The sequence below is a fragment of the Bradyrhizobium sp. HKCCYLRH1030 genome, from assembly GCF_051168395.1.
GTDB lineage: Bacteria > Pseudomonadota > Alphaproteobacteria > Rhizobiales > Xanthobacteraceae > Bradyrhizobium.
Genome location: NZ_JBNPUY010000014.1, coordinates 31,581 through 56,641 on the forward strand (window position 1 = coordinate 31,581; position 25,061 = coordinate 56,641).

Annotated in this window: 22 protein-coding genes; 11 read left to right on the top strand and 11 right to left on the bottom strand. The window is 61.1% G+C overall.

Annotation, left to right across the window (positions count from 1 at the left end):
• Positions 1-6: 6 nt before the first annotated feature.
• The 3 genes from ACQR1E_RS30410 to ACQR1E_RS30420 are packed head-to-tail and all read right to left on the bottom strand — an operon-like array spanning position 7 to position 3,718.
• The gene (locus ACQR1E_RS30410) at positions 7-861 is read right to left on the bottom strand and encodes an FAD binding domain-containing protein (protein ID WP_316225914.1); all 855 of its coding nucleotides are present in this window, start codon (positions 859-861) and stop codon (positions 7-9) included.
• On the bottom strand, positions 858-3,230 hold the full coding sequence (locus ACQR1E_RS30415) for a xanthine dehydrogenase family protein molybdopterin-binding subunit (RefSeq protein ID WP_316225915.1): 2,373 nt from the start codon (positions 3,228-3,230) through the stop codon (positions 858-860). The genes ACQR1E_RS30410 and ACQR1E_RS30415 overlap by 4 nt, the downstream gene beginning before the upstream one ends.
• Entirely contained in the window at positions 3,227-3,718 is a 492-nt protein-coding gene (locus ACQR1E_RS30420; protein ID WP_315714213.1) for a (2Fe-2S)-binding protein, read from the bottom strand. The genes ACQR1E_RS30415 and ACQR1E_RS30420 overlap by 4 nt, the downstream gene beginning before the upstream one ends.
• A gap of 161 nt (positions 3,719-3,879) precedes the next feature.
• On the opposite strand from ACQR1E_RS30420, the gene ACQR1E_RS30425 reads away from it, so the two are divergent.
• Positions 3,880-4,374: a winged helix-turn-helix transcriptional regulator gene (locus tag ACQR1E_RS30425; RefSeq protein WP_315714214.1), complete on the top strand. Its 495-nt coding sequence runs from the start codon at positions 3,880-3,882 to the stop codon at positions 4,372-4,374.
• 103 nt (positions 4,375-4,477) lie between these two features.
• Here the strand turns inward: ACQR1E_RS30425 and ACQR1E_RS30430 are convergent, their stop codons facing one another.
• Positions 4,478-5,674 carry an acetyl-CoA C-acyltransferase gene (locus tag ACQR1E_RS30430; RefSeq protein WP_315714215.1) on the bottom strand — a complete coding sequence of 399 codons (1,197 nt, stop codon included), beginning with the start codon at positions 5,672-5,674 and terminating at the stop codon, positions 4,478-4,480.
• A 219-nt stretch (positions 5,675-5,893) separates the two neighbouring features.
• Between ACQR1E_RS30430 and ACQR1E_RS30435 the strand changes: the two genes are divergently transcribed.
• Complete coding sequence (locus ACQR1E_RS30435) at positions 5,894-6,553, top strand: TetR/AcrR family transcriptional regulator (protein WP_434897940.1); 660 nt, start codon at positions 5,894-5,896, stop codon at positions 6,551-6,553.
• 9 nt (positions 6,554-6,562) lie between these two features.
• Here the strand turns inward: ACQR1E_RS30435 and ACQR1E_RS30440 are convergent, their stop codons facing one another.
• The gene (locus ACQR1E_RS30440) at positions 6,563-7,657 is read right to left on the bottom strand and encodes an alkene reductase (protein WP_434842763.1); all 1,095 of its coding nucleotides are present in this window, start codon (positions 7,655-7,657) and stop codon (positions 6,563-6,565) included.
• A 113-nt stretch (positions 7,658-7,770) separates the two neighbouring features.
• Entirely contained in the window at positions 7,771-8,556 is a 786-nt protein-coding gene (locus tag ACQR1E_RS30445; protein ID WP_315714218.1) for an oxidoreductase, read from the bottom strand.
• A gap of 117 nt (positions 8,557-8,673) precedes the next feature.
• Between ACQR1E_RS30445 and ACQR1E_RS30450 the strand changes: the two genes are divergently transcribed.
• Positions 8,674-9,264 carry a TetR/AcrR family transcriptional regulator gene (locus ACQR1E_RS30450; protein WP_316172574.1) on the top strand — a complete coding sequence of 197 codons (591 nt, stop codon included), beginning with the start codon at positions 8,674-8,676 and terminating at the stop codon, positions 9,262-9,264.
• Between the two features lie 66 nt (positions 9,265-9,330).
• On the top strand, positions 9,331-10,365 hold the full coding sequence (locus ACQR1E_RS30455; protein WP_316169269.1) for an NAD(P)H-binding protein: 1,035 nt from the start codon (positions 9,331-9,333) through the stop codon (positions 10,363-10,365).
• A 37-nt stretch (positions 10,366-10,402) separates the two neighbouring features.
• Here the strand turns inward: ACQR1E_RS30455 and ACQR1E_RS30460 are convergent, their stop codons facing one another.
• Both ACQR1E_RS30460 and grxD read right to left on the bottom strand, forming a co-directional pair.
• Entirely contained in the window at positions 10,403-11,728 is a 1,326-nt protein-coding gene (locus ACQR1E_RS30460; RefSeq protein ID WP_434841357.1) for a 4Fe-4S binding protein, read from the bottom strand.
• A gap of 230 nt (positions 11,729-11,958) precedes the next feature.
• Entirely contained in the window at positions 11,959-12,285 is a 327-nt protein-coding gene (gene grxD / locus ACQR1E_RS30465) for a Grx4 family monothiol glutaredoxin (protein WP_315714222.1), read from the bottom strand.
• A gap of 498 nt (positions 12,286-12,783) precedes the next feature.
• Between grxD and ACQR1E_RS30470 the strand changes: the two genes are divergently transcribed.
• The 5 genes from ACQR1E_RS30470 (at position 12,784) to ACQR1E_RS30490 (ending at position 18,080) form a co-directional block, all read left to right on the top strand.
• Positions 12,784-13,365, top strand: a complete 582-nt coding sequence (locus tag ACQR1E_RS30470) for a 2-hydroxychromene-2-carboxylate isomerase (protein WP_434872327.1) — start codon at positions 12,784-12,786, stop codon at positions 13,363-13,365.
• Entirely contained in the window at positions 13,362-14,075 is a 714-nt protein-coding gene (locus ACQR1E_RS30475; protein WP_315714224.1) for an SDR family NAD(P)-dependent oxidoreductase, read from the top strand. Before ACQR1E_RS30470 ends, ACQR1E_RS30475 begins: the two co-directional genes overlap by 4 nt.
• Before the next feature lie 145 nt (positions 14,076-14,220).
• Positions 14,221-15,390: an iron-containing alcohol dehydrogenase gene (locus tag ACQR1E_RS30480; RefSeq protein ID WP_434897941.1), complete on the top strand. Its 1,170-nt coding sequence runs from the start codon at positions 14,221-14,223 to the stop codon at positions 15,388-15,390.
• A gap of 145 nt (positions 15,391-15,535) precedes the next feature.
• Positions 15,536-17,356 carry an AMP-binding protein gene (locus ACQR1E_RS30485; protein WP_434897942.1) on the top strand — a complete coding sequence of 607 codons (1,821 nt, stop codon included), beginning with the start codon at positions 15,536-15,538 and terminating at the stop codon, positions 17,354-17,356.
• A 235-nt stretch (positions 17,357-17,591) separates the two neighbouring features.
• Positions 17,592-18,080 (top strand): MaoC family dehydratase, encoded by a 489-nt coding sequence (locus tag ACQR1E_RS30490; RefSeq protein WP_315750133.1) that lies wholly within the window; start codon positions 17,592-17,594, stop codon positions 18,078-18,080.
• Positions 18,081-18,235: 155 nt separating this feature from the next.
• Here ACQR1E_RS30490 and ACQR1E_RS30495 read toward each other — a convergent pair whose 3' ends face one another.
• The gene (locus ACQR1E_RS30495; protein WP_315750134.1) at positions 18,236-19,171 is read right to left on the bottom strand and encodes an alpha/beta fold hydrolase; all 936 of its coding nucleotides are present in this window, start codon (positions 19,169-19,171) and stop codon (positions 18,236-18,238) included.
• A gap of 124 nt (positions 19,172-19,295) precedes the next feature.
• Complete coding sequence (locus tag ACQR1E_RS30500; RefSeq protein WP_434897943.1) at positions 19,296-20,078, bottom strand: SDR family NAD(P)-dependent oxidoreductase; 783 nt, start codon at positions 20,076-20,078, stop codon at positions 19,296-19,298.
• 159 nt (positions 20,079-20,237) lie between these two features.
• Between ACQR1E_RS30500 and ACQR1E_RS30505 the strand changes: the two genes are divergently transcribed.
• Positions 20,238-20,747, top strand: a complete 510-nt coding sequence (locus ACQR1E_RS30505) for a TetR/AcrR family transcriptional regulator (protein ID WP_434897944.1) — start codon at positions 20,238-20,240, stop codon at positions 20,745-20,747.
• A gap of 669 nt (positions 20,748-21,416) precedes the next feature.
• On the opposite strand, the gene ACQR1E_RS30510 is transcribed toward ACQR1E_RS30505, so the two are convergent.
• On the bottom strand, positions 21,417-22,115 hold the full coding sequence (locus ACQR1E_RS30510; RefSeq protein WP_315750137.1) for a helix-turn-helix domain-containing protein: 699 nt from the start codon (positions 22,113-22,115) through the stop codon (positions 21,417-21,419).
• A gap of 197 nt (positions 22,116-22,312) precedes the next feature.
• Between ACQR1E_RS30510 and ACQR1E_RS30515 the strand changes: the two genes are divergently transcribed.
• Positions 22,313-25,057 (top strand): nitrate/nitrite transporter, encoded by a 2,745-nt coding sequence (locus ACQR1E_RS30515; protein WP_316174909.1) that lies wholly within the window; start codon positions 22,313-22,315, stop codon positions 25,055-25,057.
• Positions 25,058-25,061 lie beyond the last annotated feature (4 nt).

Here is a 25,061-nt window from a genome sequence, read left to right on the forward strand (position 1 = left end):
TCCGTCTCACAAGGAAAGCGCAAGTAGCGCGCGTCTGGTCTCGGTCCGGATCAGATTCGCCCGATACTCCGCTGAAGCGTAGCGATCCGAGAGGCATTCGGTGGTCTCGCTCAGCAATGTGGCCGCCTGGTCGATATTCTCCCGCGACAACGTCTTTCCGGTCAGGAAATCGGCAGCGGCCTGGCCGGCGAAAGCGTGGTTCGCCGCGCCTGTCACGCCGAGGGAGACCTCGGCCACCACGCCGTCTCGCATGCGCACGCCGACCGCAATGCCCACGACAGCAAAGCCGCTCGCGGGATGCCGGATCTTTCGGTATATGAAGCGCATGCCGGCTGTCGGCCGCGGGATATGAATGCTGGTGAGAACCTCGTCCGGTTCCAGCACAGTAGAAAAGATATCGACAAAGAAATCCTGCGCCGCGACCCGTCTGTGGCCGTTCGCGCCGGCGATCTCGATCTCTGCCTTCAGCGCGACGACGACCGCCGGCCAGTCAGCTGCCGGATCGGCATTCGCAAGCGAGCCGCCGATCGTGCCACGGTTACGCACCTGGGGATCGGCTATCAGACTCGCCGCCTGGCGAAAGATGGGCAATTCCTCGAACAGCGTCTCTGATGCAAGCAGGTCGGCATGCCGCGTCAGCGCGCCGATCCTGACTCCGGCTTTGCCGATCTCGATGCCCTTGAGCTCGGTGATGCCTCCGATATCGATCAGAAGTTCGGGCGACGCCAGCCGCAGCTTCAGGGCCGGAAGCAAGGTATGGCCACCGGCCAGGAGCTTCGTTCCGTCGGGATCTTCCCGCAGCAGATCGATGGCCTGGGCGAGCGAAGCCGCGCGGACATAGTTGAAGGCTGCCGGGATCATTGGAGTTCTCCCGAGCGCGCCTCTTGTACCGCCTTCCAGATTCGCGGCGGCGTCAGCGGCATATCGAGATGTTTGATACCGAACGGTGACAACGCATCGAGTACGGCGTGGACCATGCAGGGGGGCGCCGCGATCGAGCCACTCTCGCCGATGCCCTTGACGCCAATCGGATTGGTCGGCGAGGGCGTCTCCTGGAACTGCGAGCGGATGTTCGGCACGTGCTCGGCGCGCGGAACGGCATAGTCGAGCAGTGAGCCGGTCAGGAGTTGTCCATTGTCTGGATCGTAGCTGACCTCTTCATAGAGCGCCTGCGCGATGCCCTGCACGACGCCACCATGAATCTGGCCCGCCGCGAGACGTGGATTGATCAGGGTGCCGACGTCGTCAACCGCGACATAGTCGAGAATGTCGACGATGCCAGTCTCAGGATCGACCTCGACGTAGGTGAGGTGGACGCCTGACGGCGAGCCCATACCGGTTGGGTCGTAAAACTCCGTTTCGTCCAGGCCCGGTGTAACGCCATCCGGCAGCTTGTGGCCGACATAAGCCATGCGGGCCACCTTCGAGAACGTTAACGGCGCGATATCCGTGCCAGGCACGCTGAACGCACCGGCGGAATAGGAAACGTCCTTCTCATCCACTTCCAGCATGCTCGCCGCGATCTTCTTTGCTTTGGCCACGACGCGCTGCGAGCACACATGCACACTGGATCCGCCGACCGCCATCGAGCGGGAATTGAACGTGCCGTGGCCGGCCTGCACTTGCCGCGTGTCCCCCTGCACGATGTCGATGTCCTCAACGGGAATCTGCAGCACGTCCGCGGCAATCTGCGACAGCGACGTGATATGGCCCTGACCCTGGCTCATCGAGCCTGAATAGATCGTAGCCCGGCCGCTGGAATCGATGCTGACCCGCGCACTTTCCCAGCCGCCGCGATCAAATCCGCTGAGCGCCAGCCGCCGCGACGGCGCCATGCCACACATATGCGTATAAGCGGCGATGCCGACGCCGCGATAGACACCGCTGGCCCGCAAGGCATCACATTCCTTTCGGCGCCCTTCGTAGTCGAAGGCGGCAAGCGCCTTGTCCAGCAGTCCCTGATAATTACCGCTGTCGTACATCACGCCCGTGCTGCCATACGGTCGATACGGAAATTCCGCTGCTTGAACGAAATTCTTCCGCCGCACCTCGACCTGGTCGAGATGAAGGTGACGCGCGACCGCATCGATCGCCCGCTCGGCGATATAGGCGCCCTCTGGCCGTCCATAGCCGCGATAGGCATCCACCGGCACCGTATTGGTGACAACGACTCGGGATATCGCCTCGTAGTTATCGATCTTATAGGTTCCGGTACCGAAGTTGACGGTGTTCACGGTGGGACCGCCGCTCGCCATGTTCGACAGATAGGCGCCGACATTACCAAGGGTCTCGACTTTCAGGCCCAGGATCTTGCCGTCGTTTTTGAACGCGATCTCGATATTTTCCGTGTGCGCGCGACCGTGGCTGGTCGATTGATGGCTTTCGGAGCGGCTTTCCCACCATTTGACTGGCACGCCGAGCTCGCGTGCGAGATAGGGGCAGAGCAAGTCTTCGGGGTAGAGGTGCATTTTGGCGCCAAACCCACCTCCGATATCAGGCGCGATCACCCGCAACTGATGCTCGGGAATACGAACCGTCTCGGCGATCCAGCGCCGGTGCATGTGCGGAACTTGGCTGCCAATATAGACCGTCAGCGTCCCGTCTGGCTCCGGCGTGGCAACGATCGCGCGCGTTTCCATGCAGGTCGGGATCAGGCGGTTGTTGACGACGCGCAGTCCGATGACCTGATCGGCCTCGTGGGCGGCCTTCTGGTAGTCGCCGCCACGCACCTTGTAGATCGTAGTGATGTTGCCGGGAACGTTGTCATGAAGTTGCGGCACGTCCTGCCGGATTGCGGTCTCTTCGTCGATCACGGCAGGCAGCACTTCGTAACCGACGTCGATCAGCCCGACGGCGTCGTAGGCTTCGGCCAACGTTTCCGCCACTACCAGCGCTACGCATTCGCCGACAAAGCGGACGCGGTCGGTCGCGACTACAGGGCGGAACGGCACCTTGCTGCCCGGAAGAACCCAGTTCGGAACAATCGGGCCAATCTTGCCGGCGAGCGCCATCCCGGAAAGGACCAAGCGAACCCCTGGTGCGGCTTTTGCTGCAGAGAGATCGACGCTTCTAATCTCGGCGTGGGCGTGCGGCGATCGCAGTACCGCCATGTGCAGCATGCCCGGCAGCCTGACGTCATCGACGTAGCGGCCCTTGCCAGCGAGCAGCTTGAAATCTTCGCGCCGCTTTAAGGGCCGACCGATATGGCGGATCGCAGGCGTGTCGTTCAAGGCTGCTGCTCCTTCGCTGCGAGGCTTTCAACGGCGCGGACAATGTTGTGATAGCCGGTGCAGCGGCAGATATTGCCGGCAAGTCCATGGCGGATGTCGTGCTCGCCGGGATTGGGATGATCCCTCAGGAGCTGCCGTACGCTCATCACCATGCCCGGCGTACAGAAGCCGCATTGCAGCGCGTGATGTTCGTGAAAGGCGGCCTGAACGGCGCTGAGTTCGCCACCGGGATCGGTCAATCCCTCGACCGTGGTGATCGACGCGCCGTCCGCCGTCACGGCCAGTACCGTGCAGGATTTGACCGCCAGTCCATCGATTTCGACGGTGCAGGCACCGCATTGGGAGGTGTCGCAGCCGACATGGGTGCCGGTGAGGCCAAGATCCTCCCGGATCAGATGGACCAGCAACTTTCGCGCTTCAACGAAAACCGTCTTGCGCGATCCGTTTATCTCGAATGTCACCAAGTGCCGGCTGTGAGGGTCGGGCATTTATCCTCCTGGGATCGGCGCGCGGTTTTTGTTATCCAATAGTCACTCTAATAATAAGAGTGACAAAAATGCAAGACATTTCTTGTCGATGTTCGCGGCTTGGCGCTTGGATGGCGTCCCGAGCATGATTATTCTGCTGAGAAGTGTTGTTAGGAGGGATGATGCGCTCGAAGGGCTTTGAAGGAATGGCGTGCTCGATCGCCGGCGTATTGAACGCTGTCGGTGACCGCTGGGCCATGCTCATCCTGCGCGATCTGTCACTGGGATTGAGCAGATATGACGAGTTGAGGAAGTCGACCGGCGTCACACATGCCACCCTGTCCGATCGGCTCAAGCATCTCGAAGAAAATGAACTGCTCGAGCGGCGTCGGTATCAGACCGGCCCTGAACGCTACGAATACCTTCTGACCCGAAAGGGCAGGGACATTATCCTGGTGATCCAGGCGCTTGCCCAGGTCGGGGACAAGTGGGCGATTACGGGGGATGCGGGTCCGCCGCTCAAATTCATCAACAAGAACAGCGGACGTCCGGTTAAGCTCGCTCTTGTCGATGACAAGTCGGGAGAATTGGTGCGCATGAGGGATGTCCGGCCGTTGGCCGGACCAGGGGCTGACGACCTTGTTCGGTGGCGGCTCGCCAAGTTCGACCAGCGATGATTCGGATTGCAGAAGGTGGACCGGGGGTGAGCTTCCCGATAGAAAATCGGCAAGCGACACCATGTGGGCCGCTTGCCAAGTTCTTTTTGCGAGCTGGCCTCGACTAGCGAACGATGCGCTGGACGGCGATTGCAGTGGCTTCACCGCCGCCGATGCAGAGTGCGGCGACGCCGCGTTTGAGGTTCTGCGCTTCCAGCGCATGCAGCAGCGTCACGATCAATCGCGCGCCGGTGGCGCCGATCGGGTGGCCGAGCGCGCAGGCGCCACCATGGACGTTGAGCTTTTCGCGGGGAATGCCGAGGTCCTTCTGCGCGGCCATCGCCACCACCGCAAAGGCTTCGTTGATTTCAAACAGGTCGACGTCGCCGACGCTCCAGCCGACCTTGTCCAGGAGCTTGCGGATCGCCGGGATCGGCGCGGTGGTGAACCATTGCGGTTCTTGGCTATGGGTGGCGTGGCCCCTGATTTCCGCCAGCGCCGGCAGTCCCTCGCGATCGACGAGCGAGCGCTTCGCCAGGATCAGGGCGGCGGCTCCGTCCGCGTTCGCCGAGGAGGCGGCAGGCGTGATGGTGCCGTTGGCGCGGAACGCCGCCTTCAAGCCTGGGATCTTGGCAGGGTCTACCTTCAGCGGATGCTCGTCATTGGCGATGACGCGCGGCCCTGCTTTTTCGGCCAGAGTGATCGGTGCGATTTCGGCCTTGAACGCGCCGCTTTCCACGGCCTTGCGTGCTCGGATCAGCGTCTCCATCGCATAGGCGTCTTGGTCCTTGCGGGTGAACTGATAGGCTTCGGCCGTGGCCTCGCCGAAGTCCCCCATCGAACGGCCGGTCTCATAGGCATCTTCCAGGCCGTCCATCAACATGTGGTCGATGATCCGGTCGTGGCCGGCCCGATAGCCGGCGCGCGCCTTTGCCAGCAGATATGGCGCGTTGCTCATGCTCTCCATGCCACCGGACAGCACGATGGCGGCAGAGCCCGCATTGATGATGTCGTGACCGAGCATGGTCGCCTTCATGCCGGAGCCGCAAACCTTGTTGATCGTGGTGGCCCCGGTCGCATCAGGCAGCCGGGCGCCGCGCGCAGCCTGGCGGGCCGGCGCCTGACCCTGGCCGGCCGGCAGCACGTTACCCATAAAGACCTCGTCGATCCGCTCCGGCGCGAGCTTGGCACGCTCCAGCGCTGCCGCGATCGCGTGAGAGCCGAGCTTATGTGCCGAGAGCGGCGACAACTCACCCATGAAACGTCCCAAAGGCGTGCGTACGGCCGAAAGAATGACAACGGGATCGGTGACTGCGGACATGATGAAATCTCCCCGACAAGCGGTGTTGTTTGTATGACGATAATCATATAACTTGGCTCATCTTGCAATGAAATGTTGCGGGGAGGCATGGCGCAAAATCCAGGACTGAAACGCCGTCGCCGATGCTTAGATGTCGGCTGGAATCGGAGCGGCCGGCCATGGGGCGTTTGGCGTCTGATGAGCCGCCCAACAGATCTTCTGCAAATCGGATGAAGCACGATGCGTTACGTGAGAGATCATAAGCGTCAGACCCGCAACCGGATCGTCGAGAATGCCTCCTACGGTCTGCGCAAGAAAGGTGCCGAAGCGCTCAGCGTTGTCGATTTTATGCAGCTCGTTGGTCTGACACATGGCGGCTTCTATAACTATTTCGCGTCCCGTGCGGCTCTCGTTGCTGAAGCAACCGGCTTTGCAATGGATCAGACTATCGAGCGCTGGAAACGGCTGACGAATGGGAGCGCTGTCCCGACGTGCGTTGATGCGATCGTTGCCGATTACCTCAGTCCTCGCCACCGTGACGATCCCACGCACGGTTGCGCGCTTCCGGCGCTCGCCGCCGACATCGGGCGATCAGAAGCGCGGGCACGCCGGAGCTTTGAGCGTAAGCTGGATCAAATGGTCGACGTCCTAGCTGAGCTAAATTCCGGCGCTTCTTCTCAAGAGGCACGCCAGATCGCCACAGGCATCATCTCGACCATGGTAGGTTCAATTCTGCTCGCCCGTGCTGTCAACAGCAAAGCAGCTTCTGACCATATTCTTGGGGCCGGTCGAGAGATCATTGGTGAACTTGGTGCTCGACGGTCCGATCGCGCGGCCAGGAGCTTAGTTCAAAAAAATGATCGTGATGGCGCCTCTGTTCCACACCGAGGTGCTCGGTGAGGCCCGCTCCTATGTTTTCGCCGGATCTTCGCGCCCCACGTTCTCCGGAGATTTCGGCAGTGTAGGATAGTCGGTATAACCGTGGGCATCCGGACCGTAGAAAGTTTCGGGGCGGGGCTGATTGAGCGGCGCGCCGAGCGCCAAGCGCTTAGGCAGATCCGGATTGGCAATGAATGCCTTTCCGAAGGCAACCGCATCGGCCCAACCCGCATCGAGGACCGCCTGGGCGGTTTCCGCAGTGAAACCTTCATTTGCAATATACTTTCCGCCGAAGGCGGCCTTGAGAGACGGTCCCAAGCTGTCGGGTCCCAAGCGCTCGCGAGCGCAGATGAAGGCGATGCCGCGCCGTCCGAGTTCAGCTGCCACGTATCCGAACGTCGAGGCACGGTCGGAGTCGCCCATGGAATGCACGTCAGCCCGAGGCGCAAGATGCATTCCCACCCGGTCGGGTCCCCATACCGACACTGCAGCATCTGTGGCCTCGAGCAAGAGCCTGGCGCGGCTTTCGATTGAGCCTCCGTACCGATCCGTCCTTTGGTTGGAGCTATCTTGGAGGAATTGGTCCAGCAAATACCCATTCGCGCCGTGGAGCTCCACGCCATCGAAGCCAGCTATCTGGGCAAACTTGGCAGCATTGCGAAATGCTTCGACAACCTCCAAGACTTCTTCTGTCGTAAGCGGGCGCGGCGCGCTGAAAGCCCGTTCCGGACGGACAAGGCTGACGTTGCCTTTCGCGGCGATGGGGCTGGGGCCGACCGGCGCCTGACCATCCAGGAATATTGGATCGGAGATCCGGCCGACGTGCCAGATCTGCATGAAAATCCGCCCCCCACGTGCCTTCACCGCGCGTGTAACGGCTTTCCAGCCCTCGACGTGGTCTGCCGACCAAATGCCGGGAACGCCGGCATAGCCCACTGCCTGAGGCGAAACAGGAACACCTTCTGTGATGATCAGACCCGCCGAAGCCCTCTGCGCGTAATACTCCGCCATGATCGCATTGGGGATCCGGCTCTGGCCTGCGCGTAGCCTGGTCAGCGGGGCCATGATGACCCGGTTCGGCAGATGCAGATCGCCAATAGTTACGGGGTCAAACAGCGACGGCATTTAGCCTCCGGAATACGGTTGCAAGGCGTTCGCGCGAAGTTGTTGATCGGGAGGTTCAAACATCCTGTCGCGGCGATCGTGGAAATCGCTCGCGATCGACTGTTTCGACGGGATCACCCCGGCAGCCCCATCTGCTTGCGAAGGCTTTTGTCGAACATTCCTTCAGGCACAAAACGACGAAGGATGCTCACCTGGCGCGCAACCTTTCCGCAGGTGTATCGCCGACGAGGTGATGGCGTTGTCGCGGCCAAAATCACCTTCTCGGCAACAACCTCGGGACTCTCGGCTGTATTCATCACATCGCGTAGCAGCGCGCTGGCTCGGGTTCGCGCCGACACATATTCCTTCAGGTTCCGGTCCGGAAGCACCATGTTCTGCTCAAACGAGGTGCGGGTATAGGCCGGCTCAAGCAGGCAAACGCGAACGCCAAAGATCCGCACTTCGTGGTCGAGAGATTCGGAGTAACCCTCGATGGCATGCTTCGTAGAAGAATAGAGGGCGGAAAACGGCGCAGGTATCAATCCCAGGACAGAACTAATGTTGATGATCCGTCCGGCTTTTCGATCTCGCATGGTCGGGAGGACCGCATTTGTCATGCGCATCACTCCGAAGACGTTCACGTCGAACAAGGCCTTGGCCTGATCGGCCGAGGATTCTTCGGCCCCGCCCAGCAAGCCGAAGCCTGCGTTGTTCACCAGAACATCGATCCTGCCGGTCGCAGCCAGTACCTTGTCGACGGCCGCTTTCACCGAGGCGTCGTCCGTCACATCGCAGCTTAGCATCTCAGGATCGCTCGCGGCAGCTCGTCGGCTGGTCCCGAACACCCGGAATCCCGCCTCGCGCAATGCTCTTGCGGAGGACAGCCCGATTCCCGTCGAAGCCCCGGTCACGATCGCCACTTTTCCGTCCTGTCGCACAGAAGCTCTCCGTTGACGCAGTTGAACCCTAGATTAGATTAAGATATACATATCACATGATTTACATCATACAATAGGCTGTTCGTTCGGAGGGCCTGCATGCGGTATGCCAAGGGGCACAAGGATAGTTCGCACGAACGGATACTGAAGGTCGCCGCAAGGAAATTCCGGCGACAAGGCTTTGCGGCGACTGGAATGACGGGAATTATGTCCGAGGCGGGCCTTACGAATGGCGGCTTCTATTCTCACTTCGGCTCGAAAAGCGATCTCGTTCGGGAAGGGCTTGAGCGGGCGCTGGACGAGCAGTTGCGGCGACTGAGTGAAGCCGACGTTGTCCCCGGGGAACTGAGCACGCTGATCCGGTCTTACCTGTCTGCGGAGCATCGCGATCGGCCGGACGTTGGATGCGCCTCGGCTGCACTGCTTCCAGAGATCGGTCGCCAACCTCGATCCGTCCGAAAGGCCTACACAGCTAGATTGCGCGAAATATTCGAGCAGCTAAAGAGGCGATTGCCGCGGAAAACGTCCAGCCGCGCCGCGCAAGAGGCCGCAATCGGAATTTTCGCTGTACTCGTCGGCTCTCTCCAGCTTGCTCGTGCCGCCGAAGACTCGTCGATGTCGGATGCGATACTTGCGGCTGGCATTCATGCAGCAAATGCGCTCGCGCTCGTACCTCAACAAGAGCGCTGAGCTTGTCTCGTCCGGCTTTCAGATAATCAGACCAAGTAAACGATCGAGATCAGGGAGGACACGAGTATGAAGAGCAAGGCGCCAATTCTGGTGACGAGCGCCGGTGGACAAACCGGCTCGGTTGGCCGAACCATTGTTCGCGGCCTGCTGCAGCGCGGCCTTCCCGTCCGTGCGTTCGTGCGGAAAAATGACGAGCGGGCGCAGAGTTTGCGCGACATGGGAGCCGAGGTGTTCGTGGGCGATCTCCTAAATCCGCGTGACGTCACGCAGGCCGTCAAGGGTGTGCGGCGCATCTATTTCAGCATGAGCCTGAACCCGTCCTACGCCGATGCCACCATCTTAATGGCCGCAGCGGCCAAGAAGGAAGGAGGCACCGAGATATTCGTCAACATGTCGGACTATGAGCAATGTTACATGACGCTCGAGACCATGTCGGCGCCGGACGCGGAGCGCATCGCCGTGCTGGGCGTGGACGTCCAGTGGTCGCCCCAGCAAAGGGCGCATTGGGCGGGCGAGCGAGCCCTCGATTGGTCAGGCCTGCCGATCGTTCATATCCAGGCGGCGATGTTCGTCGAGAACCCAATCACACTGTGGGTGCCGGCTATGACCATCAAGGAGGACGGCACGATCCGTCTGCCATTCGGCCTGGGAAAGACCGCGCCGGTGGCAACGGCCGACGTCGCTGATGTCTGTATTGAGGTGTTAGCTGACCCAGCCGGCCACGCTGGGAAGTCCTACGAGTTGACGGGGCCGGAACGAAAGGACATGTACGGGTTTGCCGAGGATTACTCGGCGGCGCTCGGTCGAAAGATCGAATACCTGCCGACGACGATGGAAGAGTTTCGGCAACGTATGCGTAAGCTCATGCCTCATATCGCTGAGCATCCTGCGTTGCATCTGGAAAACCTGTGCATGCAAAATGGCGGTGATCGGTATATTGCCGAGGTAACGCAGGACGTCGAGAAGCTGCTCGGCCGGCCGGCCACCACATTCAGGAAGGTCATTGAAAAGGAGGCGTGGCGCTTCGAGAGGGGGACGCCAAACCATCTGCAGCACCGCGAAGTGAAGGATCTGAACCCGACCCGTGTCTTGCAGGCATAGCGGCTTTGCCTCGCTCAAAACTCCGGACCTGAAAGCCCTAGAATGGAAAGCAGCGCATATAGGCGGCGAACAGATCTGCATCGCTTGGAACGATGAGCCGCGACTCGATCGCCTCCGCAAGCTCGAGATCGCGGCTAAGCACTCGGAGCCATGCCTCGCTATCGGCCGTGATCGAAAGCCGGGCGTCGCCGGCATGGGTTCCGGGCGTTACATCCAGAATCTTGTCGTTGATGCGCACTGTCCCTTGGAACGGAGTTTTTCCCGTAAAGGTCCAATGAGTGACCAGATCGAGCTTCTTTGCCTTTCCACGCTGGAAGCCGAGCCTCAGTGTAAAGAGGTACGCCTGAACGCTTCCGATCGGACGTCCTGCGCGCACATGCCGGATCGTCTTATTCGGGAACCGTCGTGGCGCACTCTCCTCGGCGTCCGATCCAGGAATCACGAACAGCGTCTCTTCTTTCTCGAGCAGAGGTTTGACCACATCATTCACATAGGACACCCGGTCATCAAGATATGGTCCGATTACATCCTCGCCAGCCGGGCAGACCGATACGCAATATGCAGCCTTGTACCCGGGCTTGAATGAGAGAGATTGCCAAATGCTCTGAGTCTCGGAAGGGCTCACGCGGGACCTGTAGTCCTTCGCGTCACGCGAGTCCGCAACCTCTTCGACCCATTTGGTAAAGTTTCCGAGAAAATCGTGGTAGTTGTGCGTGAAGCAGGTCTGAAAATCGAAGTACCCATCGTGCTTTATCGCGCCGACGGGGCAAGCTCCGACACATAGTCGGCATTCCAAGCAAGGATTATAGTCGATCGGCTGGTCATAGGCATCGATCTCGTCCGCCAGCAAGATCGTTCCAAGCAGGATGAAGCTGCCAAATTTCGGGTGGATGATGTTGCGATGAATCCCCATGCGACCCAGCCCGGCCTCGACGGCGACCGGCTTGTGCTGCACCATCATGATGCGTGCCTGGTCCATCTCCATGGGAAATGCGGCAACCGAATTGCAGGCCGCGATGCCGTGCTCCGCCAGGGCGCGGACAATTGCGCGCGAAGTCTCGTTCACATGGTCATAGGTTCCATGAAATTCCTCATTAGCCACCGAGCGAGTGGGAGAGCGTACCGGCTCGCGATTCATATGACATGCGATCGCCATCAAGGACTTCGTGCGGCCATAGACCTTTCGGATGTAGTCGACTTGGGGACTGATTGCCGGACGGCCAATCTCGACCAGCCCGACATCGTCCGCTCCACAGCTTATCGCGATCCTCTTGACGAGCTCCGCCGACAGCGGCGCCGCGTCGGTCCGGGCCAGGCTGCGCGACCGAAAGGCCTTTACCGTCGGATGATCCTCAATGGTCAATTTTCGTCTCCTCAGATGCGTCGAGTGTCATTCCGACTGCGAAGCGACCGGCGATTGATGCAACGAAAGAATGCTGAGACTGCCACCAGGCGCTGCCCCATCCTCGATAGCGCTTGGCCCTGCACATCACACGGCAAATGACCAAACATTGCGCGGACGCTCATGTGTTTTCGCGACATCGGCGCCCTCTGATGACGGGGTAGGCCGTCGACAGAGAGCCCAGCCGTGGTTCATGATCGCGCCGCTTCCTGCGGCTCCGAGAGAATGGCCTGCAGCTCTCCAGACCGGAACATCTCCGTCACGATATCGCAGCCACCCACGAATTCGCCCCGTACATACAGCTGTGGAATGGTCGGCCAGTCCGAGTAGTCCTTGATACCCTGCCGCAACTCCTCCGACTCGTAGATGTTGTGCGATTTGAACGAAACTCCCAGATGATCGAGGATGCGAACTACCTGCGCCGAGAACCCGCAGGCCGGCGACGAGGGCGTACCTTTCATGAACAGGACGATCTCGTTGGACTCCACCTCACTGCGAATGAACTGCGCAACGCTCATGTTGGTCTCTCCATCTGTCCGTCGCGTCAGTTCGAATTTAGCACTTAATGGTCAGGCCAGAAAAGAGCGAAATTGCCTTGAAGCCTGCTTGGCCGGCCTCGCGCTAAGGCGCGGTGGCTATTATTTTCCGCAGAGTCCACGAAGGATGCCGGTCGATCGGACAGTCGACCATCGCTTGGAGGGATTAGAACGACCGGGCGCTCGATTGGATCGAATATCAATTCTAAAAAGGAATTGACGAGAGTTCTGTGGCAGCTAAAGTCGGGTCAATCACAAGAAGAGACTGATGGCTGTCGTGTGCGCCGAAGCCACTGTTTCAGGAGGGAAAATGGGCGCTCGACCCCAATTTTTGGAATTTGGAGGTTGTCCGCGCATCAGGGGGCGGCAAGCTCAAGGCGACCGGGGCGGTCGAATTCGTCTGGCCCAGACTCAAGGCGTCTTAACATTCCGTCTTGGCAGGCTCCGCTGCTTCTGCCGGGGAGTTGGATGACGAGCGCAATGACCAGCATCGACTTCTATTTCGACTTTCGCAGTCCTTATTCCTATCTCGCCCACTCTCAGCTCGGCACGCTGGATGCTGAGCTGAGCGACCATCCTGTAGATATCGTCGCAGCCATGAAGCAGGTCGGTAACACGCCGACGGCCTTGACCTGTCCGACCAAAGGCAAATACGCCGGCGCAGATCTACAGCGCCGGGCGAAGAGATACGGCGTACCGCTGAGCCGGCATAAGGACATAAAATCGATCGACGGCCGCAGGCTGCTGCGCGCGGTGCTCGCGGCGGAAGATTGCGGTCTCGCCAAGGAGGTCGTTGCGGCGATCTTTCCGGCGTTCTGGCGACATGGCTTGCCGCTGAGCACAGCCGGGGATCTGGTGCGGATCCTTGAAGCTTCCGGAATACGTGACCCCCAAGTTGCTTCCAGAGCCGATAGCACCGAATTGGATGATCGGTTGACGCAGGGAAATGAAGCAGCGGGAGCGCGCGGCATCTTCGGCGCGCCGACCTTCATCGTGAACGACGAAATGTTTTTCGACAATGACCGCCTTGAATTCATTCGCGAAGCACTGAGGGCAGCATGAGCAAGATTGATGCGCAGCCGCTGGCAATTGTCACCGGAGTCGGACCTGGTACCGGCTCTGCTATCGTCAGGCGGTTCGCGGCCGGAGGGTATCGCGTCGCGATGCTCGCGCGCGACAAGGCGCGCCTGGACGCGCTATCGGCGGAGATTCCGTCGAGTATTCCGATGGCGTGTGACGTCTCGGACTCGGCAGCGCTCGCGCGGGTGCTCGACGAGATCGACCGGCGGTCCGGCCCGCCGAAGGTCGTTGTCCATAATGCGGTTGGCGGGGCGTTCGGAAAGTTTCAGGAGGTAGGTCCCGAGGTTCTCCGAGCCAATTTCGAGACAAACGTGATGGCACTGCTCCATCTCGCGCGGCACGTCGCGCCCCCAATGATAGCGGCTGGCGGCGGAGCGCTCCTCGTAACGGGCAACACGTCGGCTCTGCGAGGAAAGGCGAACTTCGCGGGTTTTGCGCCGACGAAGGCAGCCCAGCGTATCCTCGCCGAGTCGATCGCGCGCGACCTCGGCCCGCAAGGGATTCACGTGGCTTATCTGGTCATCGATGCGGTCATTGACGTGCCATGGCAGCGGGAGCGAATGAAGGACGCGCCCGACGAGTTCTTCATCAAACCCGCGGCGATCGCCGAGGAAATCTACCACATCGCGCATCAGGACCGCTCGGCGTGGTCTTTCCTCTCGGAAGTGCGACCGTACCGCGAACCCTGGTAGATCCGGGGCGAGCGGTCCGTCGTCGTTCGCGGTGTTGGCGCCGCGCTCCACATCTGAACGTCATCGGGCAGCCCGCCTGACTGATCGGGAGGAAACAGCCAACTCCCGGTTGGTGCGACGACAACCTCTTTTTAGGAGAGAGCCCATGATCAAGGTTGGACTTCATCAATATCCCCCGATGGATCAGGTGATCTTCGGAAAGCCTGCCGGGCAAGCGCTGGCCGAGGAGGCGGAGCGGCTCGACGCCCACAGGGTGTTTCTGATTGCCAGCCATACGTTGAATACGAAAACCGACGAGATCGAAAAGATCCGCAAAGCATTAGGTTCCAGGTATGCGGGGACGTTTGATGGGGTCCCGCAGCACACCACACGTACGTCTGCCGTAGCTGCGGCCGCAAGGGCGGTCGGGGCAGGCGCCGACCTGATCGTGGCCGTCGGCGGTGGTTCTGTAGTCGACGCGGCAAAAATCGTTCTGATGTGCATTGAGCACAAGATCACCGATGAGGGCGGCCTCGACGGGTTTGAAGTAGTCTCGACCCCGGAGGGCCCGCGCCCTGGTCCGTTTCGAGCTCCGAGCGTCAGGATGATCGCCATCCCGAGTACATTGTCCGGCGGCGAATACAACGCCGGTAGCCTCGTTACCGATACACGGCGGAAACTGAAGCAGATCTTTCACCATCCCTTGATGATGCCTCGTTCGATCATCCTCGACCCCGCGATTACGGTTCACACACCTCAAAACTTGTGGCTCGGCTCCGGAACGCGCGCGATGGACCACGGGATCGAAGCCGTCTGCTCGCCGAGAGGCAATCCCCTCGTCGAAAGCGTTTGCCTGCGGGGACTGCGCTATCTCTATGACGGGCTGCTCGCGACAAAAATGAATCCGGACAATCTTGAGGCCCGGCAATCCTGCCAACTCGGGTCGTGGCTGTCCGCCTTCGGGCTGCAGTGTCGGGTTCCGATGGGGGCGAGCCATGCTATCGGACACGTGCTTGGCGGTACATGCGATGTGCCGCATTACTTTTGCACCGCGGTCATGATGCCCAGCGTGCTGGAGTTCAATCGCCCGGATACGGCTGGAGCACAAGACAAGCTCGCCGAAGCTTGGGGAGTGCCGGGGACGAAAGCAAGCGAGACGTTCGCCGAATTTATACGACAGTTGGAGCTCCCGCGTCGATTGTCTGAAGTTGGCGTGACCGAGGACAAATTCGATCTGATCGGACGGAACGCGATGCTTTCGGTTTTCACGCGCGCAAACCCGCGTCCGATCAAAGGCCCCGAAGACATCGTTAAGATTCTCCGGATGGCCGCTTAGCGCGTGTCAGCCCGGCGGCCAGGGATGCGGTGGGCCGTAGGGTCGGTACAAAGCTCGTCTATTCCAATCGGATAGACCGGCCGAACGGAAGGCGAGCAAATTGCAGAGTGTTCAAGTCGCTCGTGAATGGGAGCGGAGGAAATCTATGACGACGAATGTTGCCGCGCGCGCCACGTCTGACGTCAACTTTGCTCCACGCGAGGTCAGTATCGAAGCGCAACCCGACGGAAGCCTCATCCTGAGGTCGCCGATCAACTTCGTCGAGCCGAGCTGGTCGATCACCGACTTTCTACCCGTATGGGCGATGCAGGAGCCCGATCGCGTCTTTCTGGCGCAACGCGAAGCTGCCGGGTGGCAAAAGATCTCGTATCGGCAGATGTGGCTACGGACTCAGTCCGTAGGTCAGGGGTTGATCGATCGCGGAGCTCAGCCGGGCGACAGGATTGCAATTCTCTCGGGGAATTCGATCGAGCATGCAATCGTCATGTTCGCGGCCATGTCGATCGGGATGGCCGTCGCTCCCATTTCACCCAACTATACATTGATGCCGGGCGGGCTGTCCCGCTTGACGGACATCGCTCGGCTGCTCAGGCCATCATTTGTATTCGTGCAGGACGGCAGCGCCTTTGCCGCAGCCCGATCAGTTAGTGGGCTGGAGGAGGCGACTTGGATCGCATGCGGTGGATCCGACGGGCTTCTGCCGCTCGAGACCCTGTACGAGGGACGACCAACCTCGGAGTTTCAGCGGCGATTCGGAAACCTCGATCGTGACGCCATCGCAAAAATTCTGTTCACGTCGGGCTCGACCGGCCTGCCGAAGGGCGTCATCAACACGCATCGCATGATGGCATGCGCCCTCGAAATGGGCAGTCTGCTGGCGCCGGCAATCCAAGCTCCGGTTCAGGTCGAGTGGTTGCCCTGGCATCACACGATGGGGGGCAATGTCATTCTGCAGGGCACCCTGAAGAATGGAGGGACGCTCTACATCGATGACGGACGCCCCGTCCCGCAACTCTTCCATAAGACCATCGCCAACCTGAGGGAAATTTCCCCCACAGCGATGTTCAACGTGCCCGGCGGCTACACGCTCCTGTGTGATGCTCTCGAAGCGGACGAGCATTTCAGAAATACATTCTTCAACCGCATGGAGCGAATGACCTACGCCGGAGCGGCAATTCCGCAGTCCACGCTGGACAAGCTCTATGACCTGTCATTTCGTGCGACCGGCCGCCGCATTCCCGTCATGTCTGGGTACGGCACGACCGAAACGGCCCCAACGATCAGCACGACGCACTGGGCCACCGAGGAACCGGGAGAGGTCGGCCTTCCGGGACCTGGTCTCAGGCTCAAGCTGCTGCCTGCGGGAGATAGTTACGAGGTTCGCGTAAAGGGACCGAACGTCACGCCGGGATATTTCGGCAGATCCGATCTCACGGAAAGTGCATTCGACGAGGAGGGCTACTACCGGGTTGGAGACACCGTGGCTTTCCTCGACCCGGAGCGGCCGCATCTCGGATTGAGATTCACGGGCCGTCTTTCCGAAAACTTCAAGCTCACGAACGGGACCTGGGTGGTTGTCGGGAACCTCAGGGCGACCATCCTGGGCGCAACGCGTGGCGTTCTTCAGGACGTCGTCATTGCGGGCGAAAACCGGGACCAATGCGCGGTTCTTGCCTGGCTAAATCCCAGCCAAGCCAAACAACACGTCTCCTGGCCCGTTGGCGATCTCGAGCGAGATCCAGGCGTGCTGGCATTCCTGAGAGAGTGCTTTCGGGCACACAACGAAACAGTCGGAAGCAGCGAACGAATCCGCTCATTCAAGTTGCTGAAGGAGCTTCCGTCGCTTGCCGCTGGTGAAATCACCGACAAGGCCTATGTAAATCAGCGGGCTGTACTCGGCCACCGAGCGCATAGCGTTGAGGAATTGTATGCCGGGTCACCTGCTAAAGATGTGACCTTCATCTGAGTGCCCCGACTTCGCAAGGAGTGCTTCTGGAAGTGAAGGTCCGAGGTGGCGCTGAACCGGCTCTGAGCAAGGTCCATCCATCTCAGACGTTGTCATCGCGGCGAAGCCATCGGCTGAAGTTGAGACGCTCGTCGGCGCCTGACAGTCGACCTCATCAGAGGAGAGCCGATGGTCGGTGCGGCGCAGACTCGGCTCACGCGGAATAAATCATCGGTCTCTAACGAGGACGAGGGCAATGAAAGGATCGAGCCTGCCTGACATTTCGCCGAAAGAATATGCGGCAATGGTGGGCAAGGAGGTCGGCGTGTCACGCTGGTTCGAGATTGACCAATCTCGCATCGACCAATTCGCCGACATTACGGAGGATTGGCAATTCATCCACATAGATCCGGTGAAGGCCGCCGAGACGCCGTTTGCCGGAACGGTCGCTCACGGCTTCCTGACGCTTTCTTTGCTTGCGCCGATGGCGTTTGACGCGCTTCCGAAGCTTTCGGGGAGAGTCATGGCGGTCAACTACGGTTTCGACAGGATACGATTTATGTCCGCCGTACGATCCGGAGGTCGGGTGCGGGCCAGATTCAAACTTCTGGATATGACGGCTCGCAATCCGAAGGAGGTGGCCACCAAGTTGGAGGTCACTGTCGAGATCGAGGGGGCGCAAAAACCCGCGTTGATCGCCGAATGGCTCGGAGTGGCCTATTTCGCCGAAGCCGTCGTCGTCTAATTCGCCGCGGATACTTCCATCTGCGTCGGGTCGACATAGCGAAGAAGAGCCGCGAACATTATGCTGTGCTCGCAACGTCTGCCGCGGAAGAGAAGGAGCAGTTAGCGGTTATCTCTTTTGTCCAACTGCCCCTCGCTCCGCGGCCTCGAAAATGTTCAGCCCTTGCTGGTGGCCTTGATGAAAGCGCCGATTTGGGCGGAAGCCTCGTCCGGATATTGATGATGCGGCCCGTGCCCGGCTCGCGCATAGGTGATCAGATGAAGGGTCGGCAGCTGCCCATTCAACGCATACCAGTTCTCGATCGGGAACACGATGTCGTGGTCGGCTCCCAGGTGCAGGATCGGAACCGACGTCGTCTTCAAGAGCTGCAAAATCTGGTCTGATGGAAACACCGGGTTACGCGGCGTGTTGCCGATCTGCGCCATGGCCCAGTCGGCCGGAACGTCGGGGCTGCGGTCTTTCTTTCGCGCCATGATGCGATCGAACGAGCGCTTTGAAGCCGCCCGGCTGCCTGCGTCCGCAGGTTCGAAGAACACAGTCGTGAACTGCTCCAATGCGATGCCGGGGATTGCCGCGGTATCATAGAAGAGTTGTTCGCCCGTCTTGACCAGCGGGCCCGGAGGTGTCGTGGCCAGCAGAACCACATGAGTTGCCATCGGCCCGGTCATTGCCAGCAAGATCTGCGCGGCGATCCCACCGATCGACCATCCACCGATCGCGACGTCCTTGAGGCCGAGTGCCTCGATGAGATCCTTGCCATCCTTCGCGAGCGACATCGGATTGTAGGATTTTTCGCCAGTCGACTGGCCAAGACCTGAATAGTCGAAGGTTACGACCTGAAAGCCCTGTGCGGCCAATCCGTCGATGAAGGCGGGATCCCAAAGATCGAGGACGCCTCGAAAACGGTTGCACAGGACCAGCGGCTTGCCCGTGCCGACGGATCGATAGGCGAGGCGGCGTCCGCCAACGTCGACGAACTGGGTGGAGGCGGTCGCCGAACTGGCGGCGGCCTGCGCCTTCAGCGGTAGCGCAAGTGCCGCAGCGCCCAGCGCTCCGGCGGTGATCATCGTGCGACGAGATTGAGAGTTCATGTCCGCAATTCCTGATGAGGCAGCATTGAGGCTGCACGCTGGATCGAAGGGATGGCTACGCGTTTCGAGATGAGGAGCGGGAGTACCGATCGGCCGGTATCGCCGGCCGATCGGAGCATTGGGACTAGGCGCTGGCGCGCGCGCGGTAGCGCTCGGCGGGCTGCGCACCCAAACCTGAGGGCAGAACCGCGCGTGCGCCCTCGAACGCCTCCCAGAGGCCCAGGTCCGAAAGGGGCGGTATCGTCACGGCTTCGCGGCGATCGAAGCCGACCAGCGCCGCGTCGACCAGGTCCTCGACGCCCATGAGATTGGAAATTTTCGAGAGATCGGCACCCGCCCGTTCCCAGATTTCGGTCCTGGTTGCCGCCGGTACCACGGCCTGAACGTAGACGCCCTTGGGCCCGACCTCGGCCGCCAGCCCCTGCGAGAACGTGAGCACGTAAGACTTGGTCGCCGAATAAATCCCCGGAAAAAACGCGGGCATGAACGACACCACCGAACCGAGATTGATGATGGCGCCGCTTCCGCGTTTTACCATGCCCCCGATCGCCGCCGAAGCCAGCAGCGTCGGCGCAGTCACATTGAGCTTGAGCAGTTGCTCCATGGCGGCGGGATCCGCCGCCTCGAACGGGCCGAGCAGCGCCGCGCCAGCGTTGTTGACCAGAATCTCGACTGGGCTGCCCGAACGGAGCCGGTTCGCCACCATTTGCAGCTGCGCGGCATCCGTCAAATCCGCTGTCAGGACTTCGACGGCAATCCCGTGCGCCTTGCGCAGTTCCGCGGCCAGGGCCGCCATTCGCTCCGTCGCGCGAGCGACGAGGACGAGGTCATGGCCGCGCGCGGCAAGGCGCCGCGCATAGACGGCGCCGATGCCGCTGGAGGCGCCGGTAATGAGTGCAGTGGACATGTCTTCTTCTCCGTGGGAGGGGCCAATCCGTCCCCAAAATGTAGATGACAACCATCATCTACTTGCAAAGATGATGTTTGTCATCTACATTTTTTGAACTGAGGGAGATTTATTTTGGCGAGAAGCCGGGAGCAGAAGGCGGAGAGCAGGCGGGCGATCGTGAACTCGGCCGCTAAGTTGTTCCGGGAAAAGGGAATTGACGGTGTTACCGTCGCCGAGATCATGGACGCAGCGGGGCTGACGCACGGCGGCTTTCCAAGGCACTTTGCGAGCAAACAGGAGCTCGTGACCGAGGCCCTGGCGGACGTTTTCGAGGCCAGCAGGCGTCAACCCCTGCTGCCGCCGGATGTCCGTGGCTTCGCCCGCGCGTATCTGCGGCCAGAACATCGGGATGCGGCGGGGGCGGGATGCGTCTTCGCGGCGCTCGGGCCCGAGATGTCGCGGGCGCCGGCGCCCACACGCCGCGTCCTGACCGAGGAGATGCGACGGCAGATCGAACAATTCACGGCCTCGGCGCCAGGTGACGATCCGCACCAGAAGCGTGTCGCGGCGATCGGCAGTTGGGCAGCGATGATTGGGGCGATGTTGCTCGCGCGCATCTCCGATTCAGAAGAACTGTCGGACGAAATCCTACAGGCGACCCGCGCGTTCCTCGGCGCGGAGCCCTGAGAGCTGGAATTCCCAAAGTGCGGTCATAATCGCCTGTCCAAAGCCGTCGCGCAGATTCTCGCTGGCGAAGCGGGCGGTCAATTCGATACGTGCGCGAAGAGGGCGCAACGCCGAAGATCGCCAAAAGGCGGTTCTGAAGGTGCTCCGGTCTAGTAGGCGCCAAACCTTTCTGTGCGCATCGCAATCACCTCTGCCGATGTCGGAACGCTTCATGGACCCCTTAGCGCAGAAATCCAACGGCGGCCCGAGCCTCGCCTGGAACGCGGGTCCGAGGCCGGAAGCGATGGTCCAGCATGAGGTGCTGACCGAGCCAGCACCGAGGAGCCTCGTTATGCGTAGGATTGCAGGAAGTATCGTAGGTCCGCCGGCTGTGGGGAAAGGCGGTAGCGCTCCCCCGCGACCACCTTTCCCTGCACTCGCTTCATTCGGCTCGGATACGCCTCTCCGCCAAGCGGTGAGGCTGTGACCGTTTCCATCGGGTCCGGTTTGCTTTCCTCAGCATCGCCCGCGATCACGGCTTTGCCGGCCGCACGTTCCAGGGCCGATCGGTTTCGGGGCGTCCCAGCGACTGCCACGCGGGGTGGGTGTGCGGCGGATCGACGGCTCCGTTTCCGTACTCTGCTGATTTGCCGTTCCCAACAGAAGGGCAGGACCGATCGCAAAAGAAGCCTACGAGCCGGGATCGTCGATCAGGGGCTTTGGCCGGGCAAACAGCTCCAACCGCTCCTTGTGGTCGATGACGATCTCTCGTCCGCGGACGCGAACCCCATGGCTCGTAAGTTGGGCGAGACTGCGTGACAGGTTTTCGCGCGTCGTGCCGATGTGGGAGGCCAGCGTGCCGCGGTCGAATGGGATGACGATATTCGCATGCCCCGGCTCGCGCTGGGCTTCGGCGAGGATCCAGTTGGCGAGGCGCTCGATGCTCGACCGGGCCAGGGTGCCCTTCAGTTTCTTGACAGAAGCGCGATAGGCATACGCCAGCTCCTGAGCAACAATCCGTGCGAATGCGATGTCTTCGTCGAAGAGCGCCCTTACATCGCGGGCGGGGATCAGCAGCACCCGCGACTCCGTCAGCGTGCGGGCTGAATTGAGATACGCCTGATCGACGACGACTGCAGCAAGTATGAAGGTCGACACGGGACGCAGCAGTGAGATGCCCCACTCGGCCTCGTCCTGCTCGGTGTAGATTTCCACCAACCCGCCAATCAGCACATGCAGGAAGTCGGCCTGATCTCCCTCGCGAGCCAACCGCACCCCGGCCGGAAATTGCTGCAGCAGAGCCGCGCCGAGCAACCGCTTCAGGTTCTCCTCGCTGAGGTCCGCAAACAGCGGCAGCGTCTTCAACTGGGCGAGTTCGTCGGGGCGCAAGCGAAGCTCCAAGAGTCACTCACCCGCTATCGCGCCGAACTGTGACAAAAGTCAATTGCATACATGCAGTCTGATAATTCGATCTGAGACATTTGGCAGATTGTGGCCGACCGGACCGTCCGGTTGATGCATCGCAAAACCTTTTCCCGGTGCCCCGAATAACTGCTGTGGCGTCGAAGCCATATGTCGAGGCCACCATGGACGCCGTAGATTTCAGCCCTGAGCACCGAACGCGAGCACTCTGGCTCTCAACAATCTCGTTCACGATCTGCTTTGCGGTGTGGACGATCTTCTCGATCATCGGCATCCGGATCAAGCAAGAGCTGGATCTGAACGAAACCGAGTTCGGTCTCCTGATCGGCACCCCGATCCTGAGCGGCTCGCTGATCCGGCTGGTGCTCGGCATCTGGACCGATCAGTATGGCGGGCGCCGCGTCTACACCGTCGTGATGCTCGCCGCGGCGGTCGCGACCTATCTCCTGACCTGGGCGCATACCTATCCGCAATTTCTCGTCGCCGCGCTCTTCGTAGGAATCGCCGGTGGCTCGTTCGCGGTCGGCGTCGCCTACGTGTCGCGGTTCTATCCGACGGCCAAGCAGGGCACTGCGCTGGGAATCTTCGGCGCCGGCAATGTGGGCGCCGCCGTCACCAAGTTCGTCGCGCCGTTCGTGCTGGTCGCCTATGGCTGGCAGACCGTGGCGCAGATATGGGCGCTCGCGATCGGCGTCATGGCGATCGTCTTCTGGCTGTTCTCCGAGGAGGACCCGGTGGTCCGCTCGCGAAGGCAGCGCAAGCAGAAGGCCGGCAGCGCCTGGCTCGAGCTCGCGCCGCTCAAGAACATCCAGGTCTGGCGCTTCGCGCTGTACTACTTCTTCGTTTTCGGCGCCTTCGTCGCGCTGTCGCTGTGGCTGCCGCAATACCTGATCAAGGTCTACGGCGTCGGAATCCAGTCGGCCGGCATGATGGCCGCCATGTTCTCGTTTCCGGCCAGCGTGTTTCGCGCCTATGGCGGACACTTGTCCGATCGCTTCGGTGCCCGGCGCGTGATGTACTGGACATTTCTGGTCGGTGTCGCCGCGACCTTCCTGTTGTCCTACCCGCCGACGGACTACGTCGTGACGACCGTCAACGGAAAGGTCGGCTTTCATCTGGAGATGGGGCTCGTCCCGTTCGTCGTCATCGTCTTCGTGCTCGGCTTCTTCATGGCGCTCGGCAAGGCCGCCGTCTACAAGCACATCCCCGTCTACTATCCGAACAATGTCGGAGCCGTCGGCGGCCTGGTCGGCATGATCGGCGGGCTCGGCGGATTCGTGCTCCCGATCGCGTTCGGCGCGCTGGTCGATCTCACCGGTCTGCGAACCAGCTGCTTCATGCTGCTCTTCCTGCTCGTCGGGGTCGCGCTGGTCTGGATGCATCTCTCGATCCGGCAGATGGAGCGCGGCGTTGCCGGCGAGGCGCTGAAGCGGCTGCCGGAGCTGCCGGAAATGGAGGAGATCCACCGGCCCGAGCACATCGGAGCCCTGTCCGGCGCGGTTCTCACCGACTGGCGGCCTGAGGACGACACGTTCTGGAGGGAGCAGGGCCGAGCCATCGCGCGACGCAATCTCTGGATCTCCATTCCGGCGCTGCTGTTGTCCTTCGCGGTCTGGCAGGTCTGGTCTGTCGTGGTTGCGAAGCTGCCTTCGGTCGGCTTCAAGTTCACGACCGATGAGCTGTTCTGGCTGGCGTCGCTGCCTGGGATCTCCGGTGCAGTTCTGCGCATCTTCTACTCCTTCATGGTGCCGATCTTCGGCGGCCGGCTGTGGACCACGCTGGCCACGTGGTCGCTGCTGATACCCGCGATCGGAATCGGCTATGCGGTGCAGAATCCCGCAACGCCCTATCCGGTGTTCCTGATACTGGCGCTGTTGTGCGGCTTTGGCGGCGGCAATTTCGCCTCGTCGATGGCCAATATCTCCTTCTTCTTTCCCCGCGCCGAGAAGGGCAACGCGCTCGCGCTCAATGCCGGCCTCGGCAATCTCGGCGTCAGCGTGGTCCAGTTCGTGGTGCCGATCGTCATCACGGTCGGCGTGTTCGGCTGGTTCGGCGGAGATCCGGCGATGGCAACGAGCGGGTCGCAGCCGATGCCGATCTGGCTTCAGAACGCCGGCTTCGTCTGGGTGCCGTTCATCGTCGCCAGTGCTTTCGCCGCCTGGTTCGGGATGAACGACATCGCCTCCGCGAAAGCGTCCTTCGCGGATCAGGCCGTCATCTTCCAGCGGCGGCACAACTGGATCATGTGCTGGCTCTACACCGGTACGTTCGGCTCGTTCATCGGCTATTCTGCGGGCTTCCCGCTGCTGGCGAAGACCCAGTTCCCGGCCGTCGACGCGTTGCAGTTCGCATTCCTCGGGCCGCTGGTGGGTGCCTTGTCGCGGTCCGCGACGGGCTGGATGGCCGACAAATGGGGCGGCGGGCGCGTGACCGTCGGGGTGTTCCTGCTGATGATGGCCGGCGTGCTCGGGGTGCTCTATTTCCTCGGCATCAAGGATCAGCCCGGTGCATTCTGGGGCTTCTTCGCGATGTTCCTGCTGCTGTTCTTCGCGACCGGCGTCGGCAATGCATCGACCTTCCAGATGATCCCCAACATCATGCGCCAGGAAATGACCCGGCTCATGCCGACCGCGGACGCGGAAACGCGGCTGCGCCAGGCCGAGAAGGAATCCGCCGCCATCACCGGCTTCACCTCCGCGATTGCCGCCTTCGGCGCATTCTTCATTCCCAAATCCTACGGCACCTCGATCGACCTTACCGGCGGCGTGCAGGCCGCCCTATGGGGCTTCTTCGGCTTCTACGTCACCTGCGTGCTGATCACCTGGGCCGTCTACACCCGCAAGGGCGGCGTCCTGCACGATGTCGAACGGCGCCGGGCGATCGCGGCCGCTGCCCAACCCGCTGAATGAGGAC